Raw genomic sequence first — 6,554 nt, 5'->3', positions numbered from 1 at the left:
ATAGTCTTCGGAACCACTAAGGCTTCAGGTTTTTCCCTAATTAACCGTTTCTTTGGTTTAATGCGCATATTGAGTTCTAATTCTCGATAAATACGATAAACGCGCTTGTGATTCCAGGCAAATCCCTTCACATTACGCAAGTATAAAAAACATAAACCAAAGCCCCAGTTACGCTGGTTTTGAGTCAACCGTTCTAACCAATCCGCTATCCGTGCATTCTCCTCGCTTAATTTAGGCTGATAGCGATAACAGGTCTCACTAAGGCTAAAGAGCGAACACGATAAACGGATTGAAATTCCTTTCTCTTTCACCGCCTTTTGCGCCAGTTCACGTCGGCGCGACGGCGTTACCACTTTTTTTCAATGGCCTCTTTAAGAATTTCTGCTTTCAATCGTTCTTCTGCGTACATCTTTTTAAGACGACTATTTTCTGCTTCTAGCTCTTTCAGACGCGACATCATTGAAGCGTCCATTCCTCCATATTTAGACCGCCATTTATAAAATAGTGCCGCGCTAATAACGTATTCTCGGCAAATCTCCGAAACAGGCGTACCGCTTTCATATTGTTTTAGTATCGACAGTATTTGGCTGTCTGAATATTTTGATCGTTTCATGCAGAATCTCCTCCAGCATAGGGTATGAGAAAATTCTACTTTTGACATCAGTTATTTTTCGGGGGGATTACCCGTTTTATTGGGAGGTAATCAATTTGCATATATTATCGTAAAAACAAAGTCCTTTTCTACCGTTTTTGAAATAGTTTGGTAATACAGTACATTACAAATTGTGACATAACTGTGGCAGTGTTATTTCCCAATAGGCTCAACTTTCAAATAGGAGAGTGCAATGCCGATCTCACGATTGTCATTTGGTGGACAAATTGGTTTTGGTACTTTTATCTCAATAAGATTAGTCTTTCGCCGTAATGAGTAATGTAAAATTATTTTTTCGTTCTTCTCAAGCTTAGGGGGCTGCAAAAATTTAAAAGTTTGTTCTAATTTTCCAATTTTAATCTTAATGGGTTCTCCAATATTAGGGCCATAACCACCGCCTTCAATAATTAATTTGAATTGCTTCGGTAATAATCTGGAAAATTTAATTGAGATTAAAGGACCTATACTCCATCGGCCGCTAGCGTCGTTAATATTAGATAGCCCTCTAATTTCAAGTACCGAGGTAGGGTAAGTAAATTCTGAAAAGTCTATCCCATCTTCAATTGCATTATTGTTCTCAGCCTTTGGCAGGAGTTCAGGCGGTATTATCAAGGGTTGTAAGGGGAAGAACACTGAAATTGCATTTTTGATTGATTTTATTAGGCTTTTCTTAAGCTTTCGCCAGATAAATAATAGGATAGACGCATCTTTTTTAATTGCCTTGCTATAACCGCTGTTAAAGAGACCCTCTTTCCATATAGGAGTACAATATTCATCAGAAAACTTGTGAACAAGAGTTCGTTGTTCAGCTCGAAGTTCAGTAATATATTCTCGATCGCCCTCCAAAATCCTCTCAATGGATGAGCGAGCTTCTTGCTGAGACTGCACTCGTCCTAGTTTTATCTCAGCTGTCATCCTACCAAGTAGTGACTCAGCATAGTAAACTACAGGCATGCCGTTGATTGCTGCTTCTATTGGAGAATAATGAACATGACGCAATTCTTTGGAAGGGTAATATAAAACGGCACATTCTCGGTAAAGTCGCAAAAGCTCCTCATCGCTTATAAACCCAAGAACATTGGGATCATCAACCGGTGTATCTTGAGCACCAATGATCACATGGGGTAGGTCTCCAAATTCTTCCTTAAATTTTTTATAGACAGCCGCGTAATAAGGAGTACTTACACAGTTAGGGCAAAGGAATAAAATGCGATTATCTGTGCCAGTATGAAAGTTTTCATTGACTTTAAAAGAATCAGGAAGGCCAATGGGTAGAAATAAGGCTCGTTCGGCTAATAGAGGTGGTTCCACTTCAGCCAACTCAGCATAGGCTTGAGCAAACCAAAAGCGCTCTCTAATCGCATAAATATCTACGTATATCTCAGGACCATATAATATTTGAAGAATATTCCAATAGTTTTGGCTATTATCAAGTCCAAAAACTCGAAACAGGACTTGGCCTTTAAATTTTCTTACAACTTCTTTGAATTGAACAGAATAGGGAATAGTGAAAACAGTACCGAAATATCGATTAACCATAGCTACGATATCACTTGGCCATTCATCTTGATAGAAATTGAAATGGTTTAAACGAGCTAATACCTGCGCGGGAATAGTCAAACTGGAATCATAAGTAAAATCAACTAGTTCACTCCTAAAAGATGATTCGTTAGGAATAACCTTGGGTGTAAATACTTCGAATCCTAACTGCACAAGAAGTTTGGCCTCATAAGGCATTAAAGTTCTATGATTTATTAACCAAAGTATCCGTTGTCCTTTTCGCATTTTTACCCCTTAGGTTTTGTCTTTGTCAGAGTTCAAGCTATTTAAAGACTTAGGCAATAACTTAATTGAAGCTAACTGAAAAGATAATCCATAATATTCTTTAACCGTATCGGATCTGAAAACTATAGAGTTAATACCAGAGAATAAATCTTTACGTGGGACAGTTGCTATTAACTCTATGCTACTTGGGATATCAGTCTCAAACTTAGGGTCTAACCAGCGAAATGGGACCTCATGATCATTAATGCGAATTTGGAGGCTGTTACGAACTCTTTCGTTAACAATATTCACTAACCGGATGCGTAATTGATAAAAATCCGCGCTAGGGATTAAGCTGAATTGTAAGTTGGCTTCTTTTGCTATTTTCCATGAGAGGGCTTTGTGTTGGAAATTGTTAACCAGCCATTCAGCCTCTTGCCAACCATTTCCAGGAATGGGATTTTCTAGCCCCCACCAATTCCCAAAGCTCCATTGGAATCTGTCGGAGGCAGGTCTTTTCCATATCCAGCTAAAATGGGAAAGCCAGGTTTTTTCAGTCAAAATATTTCGAAAGCGCAGAGAAGTTTCATTTTGTCCCTGATATAAATTATGCCGGTAGCCTTCTAATGCAGGATCTGCAATCACCTTTCCATCTGGCTCGATAGTTAAAACAACTAAATCCTTTTTGAGCAGTGTTTTCTCTGGTTGAGTTTCTTTATCTTCATTCTCCTTCGCGGATAAAAATGACCAACTGTTTTCTTGCTCAATACAGGTCCCAGGCTTTGCAGCATATAGCTGCCAACTATTTCCGGGATAACGACAGACCATAATTGGGTTAATCTGATGGTTATAAAAATAAGACAATGCACCTTGTAGATTAGGTATTAGTAGCATCCAGACATAATTGAGCTGGTTAGTTTTATCTATTATAAGTAAGGTCTTGTCCTTAGGTTCACCATCAAAGTTTTCAACGATAGCTTTTAACAAGGTTCGCTGAGTGGTAGAAATTTGCGAATAATGATGGAACTGATGCAATTGTGCAGCTGAACCAACAAGAACTAATATAAAACCGAGGAAAAGAGCTGTTTTTCTTGCTCGATATGCAATTAACATTAAAAAGGCTAACCAAACCATAGCTGCACCCGGGGAGGCAAATAAGAAGGTCCGTTGGGTTGTTGCCATGTGGCTTGGTAAAAGGAGAAAAGGGGAATATCCAGCAAGTAATAATACAAAACCAGCCATACCAAGGCGCAATAATTCCCTAATCCTAAAGTTGATATCTTCGCTATTTTTTTGTGAAACCGATTTAGCTAACAAGACAAAACTATAAATAAAGCTAACAATTAAGAAAAGGTAGAGGTAACCATAAGCGCCAAACTCTTTAAAAAACATGCCAAAAGCGTCAACCCATCCCCCTAATAACGCGCGTAAAGCACCTACTGAAAACAATTTTGAAAAGGGTGTCTGTATAAGAAATTCCCAAAACCCTCTGCCACCAATCAGGTTAATTTGATAGGTGTTGATTTTAGAATTGATACTATGCAGATAAAGCAAATAGACTAAAAGACTAGCAATCCAGCTAATAACTAGTATTTTCCGGCCCCACAAATGTTGACAGGAACTTTGGAATCCCTCTTTGATGTATATAATTAAAAAAGGAAATAGCAAAAGAGGAATTGCTGCCTCATACATATTTATAGCAGCAAACATTAATCCTGCAGCTAGTGTGCAAAAAATTAAATAGCTAATCAAGGACTGCTTTATTTCAGAACCTTTTATAAAAAAACAACTGGCTAAAAGGACTAATGAAAGAGCCAAATTGATATGAAGGCCCCGTAAAGCCATTTGCATAGTATCAGCAGGATAGACAATGACAAGAATCCCGGCTAACAAGGCCCATTGAAAAGAGTGAGTAATTTGCTTAATTAAGTAGCCGAATGCAAATCCTTTAATTAATAAACACAGTATTGATAGGGCATGCCAATAATCAAAGGAATTAGCATCTAAATAGTAAGCAAACGCATGAGAAAACACGGTGAGCGGACGTGATGCGTGAATAGCCCATCGACTTGGACTCGATGGATCAACAATAAAAAATAAGCCGTGAGTAGTGTAACTACCTAGAACGCCCCATTCTTCTAATAAAGCAGTTAAACCAAATCCGAAGGGAAGCCAAAGTGCAATAATCACTAATGATAATGTCAGTAATAACAAAAACCATCCATAAGAGTCTTTTTTTTGCTTAAGAGGAGGTGGTGAATTTTGCTCAAATTTCGGTGTAAGAACCATACAAATCCTTATTGTGCATTTTATTGTTCAAAGTGCAAAACTCGGTGTAATTACGGAATAATCACTCGCCTCACAATCGTTGGGCGTGAAAACCAAGAATGCATCTTGGATATTGCCCCCCAGATCATTGGAGGTAGAAGATTCCTTGATTAAGCGTTTCAAGCCATATTTTTTCTGTTTATTAGCGTTATCCACATTTATGCGATTAATGAGTTGTCAGAATCCTTTAGAAACCCGTGAAGTATAATCTGAACTAAAATAGAAGTCTATTGCTGCCGCCTGTCGAAGGTTGGCGATTGTAACCATCAGATATTTAGCGAAAAATATCTAAGAATAAGGAACTAGAATGTCTTGTCTTTAAATAGGTAATCAAGATATCAATAAACACTTATTAACTACCGGCTAAATGGGGCGTATCCCGGTGAGGTGTGGAGGTTCTACTGTCATTGAAACCGCATACTCTGCTTCTAGCGTGAGGTGATATTCCAACCAGCAGGCAATAACTTCAGGCTCACATTATATTCATCGTAAACGAATACCATTTTCTTCGATATCAATTTTATTATGTTTATAAAGATGACCAATCGCAGCCTTGAAACCTTTCTTGCTTTCACCGAATCTTCGTTCAATATCATGAGCCGGGCTCTTATCGTGCAAGGGCAAAAAGCCACCCGCATCCTGCAGCTCCTTAAGTATTCGTGTTGCTAGTTCATAAATTCGATCTTGCCCTACTTTTCTTAACACCACATCTATTTTGCCATCCTCCCGGATCGTTTTAATGTAGCCTCGCATTTTTGCCCCATAATGGAGCTGTTGAAAAATATCTGCTGCGTGAACCAATCCCCAGTATTTATTATTAATAATGACTTTATTTCCTAAGGGGGAAGATTCTGCGATTAAAAGATTTACCTCTTCTCCAGGCTTAAAATGGGGTTGGGACTTATCTAAGAAATAATCGAGTTTAGAACTGGCAATGATCCGATTTTGATTATCTTGTTTCAGGTAGACGAGATAGGATTTATTTTTCTCCATAGGGCGTTGTTGTTCTGCACGGGGAACTAATAAATCTTTCTCTAAACCCCAATTGAGAAATGCGCCGATAGGATTGACATCAATGACTTTTAAAAAAGCACAGTCACCTAATTGAGCAAAAGGATACTGGGTTGTTGCGATGATTTTATCTTCCGAATCAAAGTAGATAAAAACCTTTACGTTGTCATCAATCGTTACCCCTTTGGGCACAAATTTTTTGGGTAATAAGATTTCACCAAAATCATCGCCATCTAAATAGATACCAAACGGTACCTCTTTTATGACTCTTAACGTATTATATTTACCTATTTTAATCATTATCTACTTACCTAATCGTCTGTATAAATGGCTTGTGCTGCAACACTAAAGCGTAGTTTAAAATAATTTCTATTTGTATTTATTGGGTTATTGCTGCGCAGTAATTAGCTGTTTTTGTCTAGTGTATGATTTAAAGAAAATGGCTGCAACGAAATTAAAGATCCAATTGCCTTTTAAGCATGGCGATTTAGCGCTTTGAAGTTAGATAGAATAAGTTAATTTCAAAGAAACAAAATCGCTGGAATCTTAATTTACGCCGTGAATCTGAATAGTTGTTTCAGTTGCTAGCTCAGCAGGATTAAAAAAACATGGGTATAACTCCTGTCAAGACTAACCTGTTTATTTATCTTATAGCCTAAAGAGCTCCGAGAATGGATGGAATCGTTCTCAATAACGGGGCTCCGTTGATTTTAGAAAACTTATTGATAATAAAAGAGTTATTGCTGAGTGCGCTTGTGTAACTTCCTATTCTTATTTGTCTAGCGTAAAATCCAAACCA

The 6,554-nt window shown here is 37.9% G+C and carries 3 protein-coding genes and 1 pseudogene; all 4 read right to left on the bottom strand.

Annotated features, from left to right (window positions below):
- Positions 1 to 613 (bottom strand): annotated as a pseudogene (locus tag Lnau_RS16235) (transposase); the annotation flags it as partial.
- Between the two features lie 192 nt (positions 614 to 805).
- Entirely contained in the window at positions 806 to 2,437 is a 1,632-nt protein-coding gene (locus Lnau_RS13590; RefSeq protein WP_058505676.1) for a DUF7024 domain-containing protein, read from the bottom strand.
- 9 nt (positions 2,438 to 2,446) lie between these two features.
- A complete protein-coding gene (locus Lnau_RS13585; protein WP_058505675.1) occupies positions 2,447 to 4,705 on the bottom strand; it encodes a hypothetical protein in 2,259 nt (752 codons plus the stop codon).
- Positions 4,706 to 5,227: 522 nt separating this feature from the next.
- Positions 5,228 to 6,055 (bottom strand): CvfB family protein, encoded by an 828-nt coding sequence (locus Lnau_RS13580; protein WP_058505674.1) that lies wholly within the window; start codon positions 6,053 to 6,055, stop codon positions 5,228 to 5,230.
- Between the last annotated feature and the right edge of the window lie 499 nt (positions 6,056 to 6,554).

This window comes from Legionella nautarum, assembly GCF_001467895.1.
GTDB classification, from domain to species: Bacteria; Pseudomonadota; Gammaproteobacteria; order Legionellales; family Legionellaceae; genus Tatlockia; species Tatlockia nautarum.
The sequence above is the reverse complement of the archived record's forward strand: the minus strand, read 5'-3'. Positions and strand labels throughout refer to the sequence as shown.

Bases quoted from the DNA above. Each gene is read 5' to 3' on its own strand.
- Lnau_RS13590 (WP_058505676.1), bottom strand. From the start codon at position 2,437: ATGCGAAAAGGACAACGGATACTTTGGTTAATAAATCATAGAACTTTA.
- Lnau_RS13585 (WP_058505675.1), bottom strand. From the start codon at position 4,705: ATGGTTCTTACACCGAAATTTGAGCAAAATTCACCACCTCCTCTTAAG.
- Lnau_RS13580 (WP_058505674.1), bottom strand. From the start codon at position 6,055: ATGATTAAAATAGGTAAATATAATACGTTAAGAGTCATAAAAGAGGTA.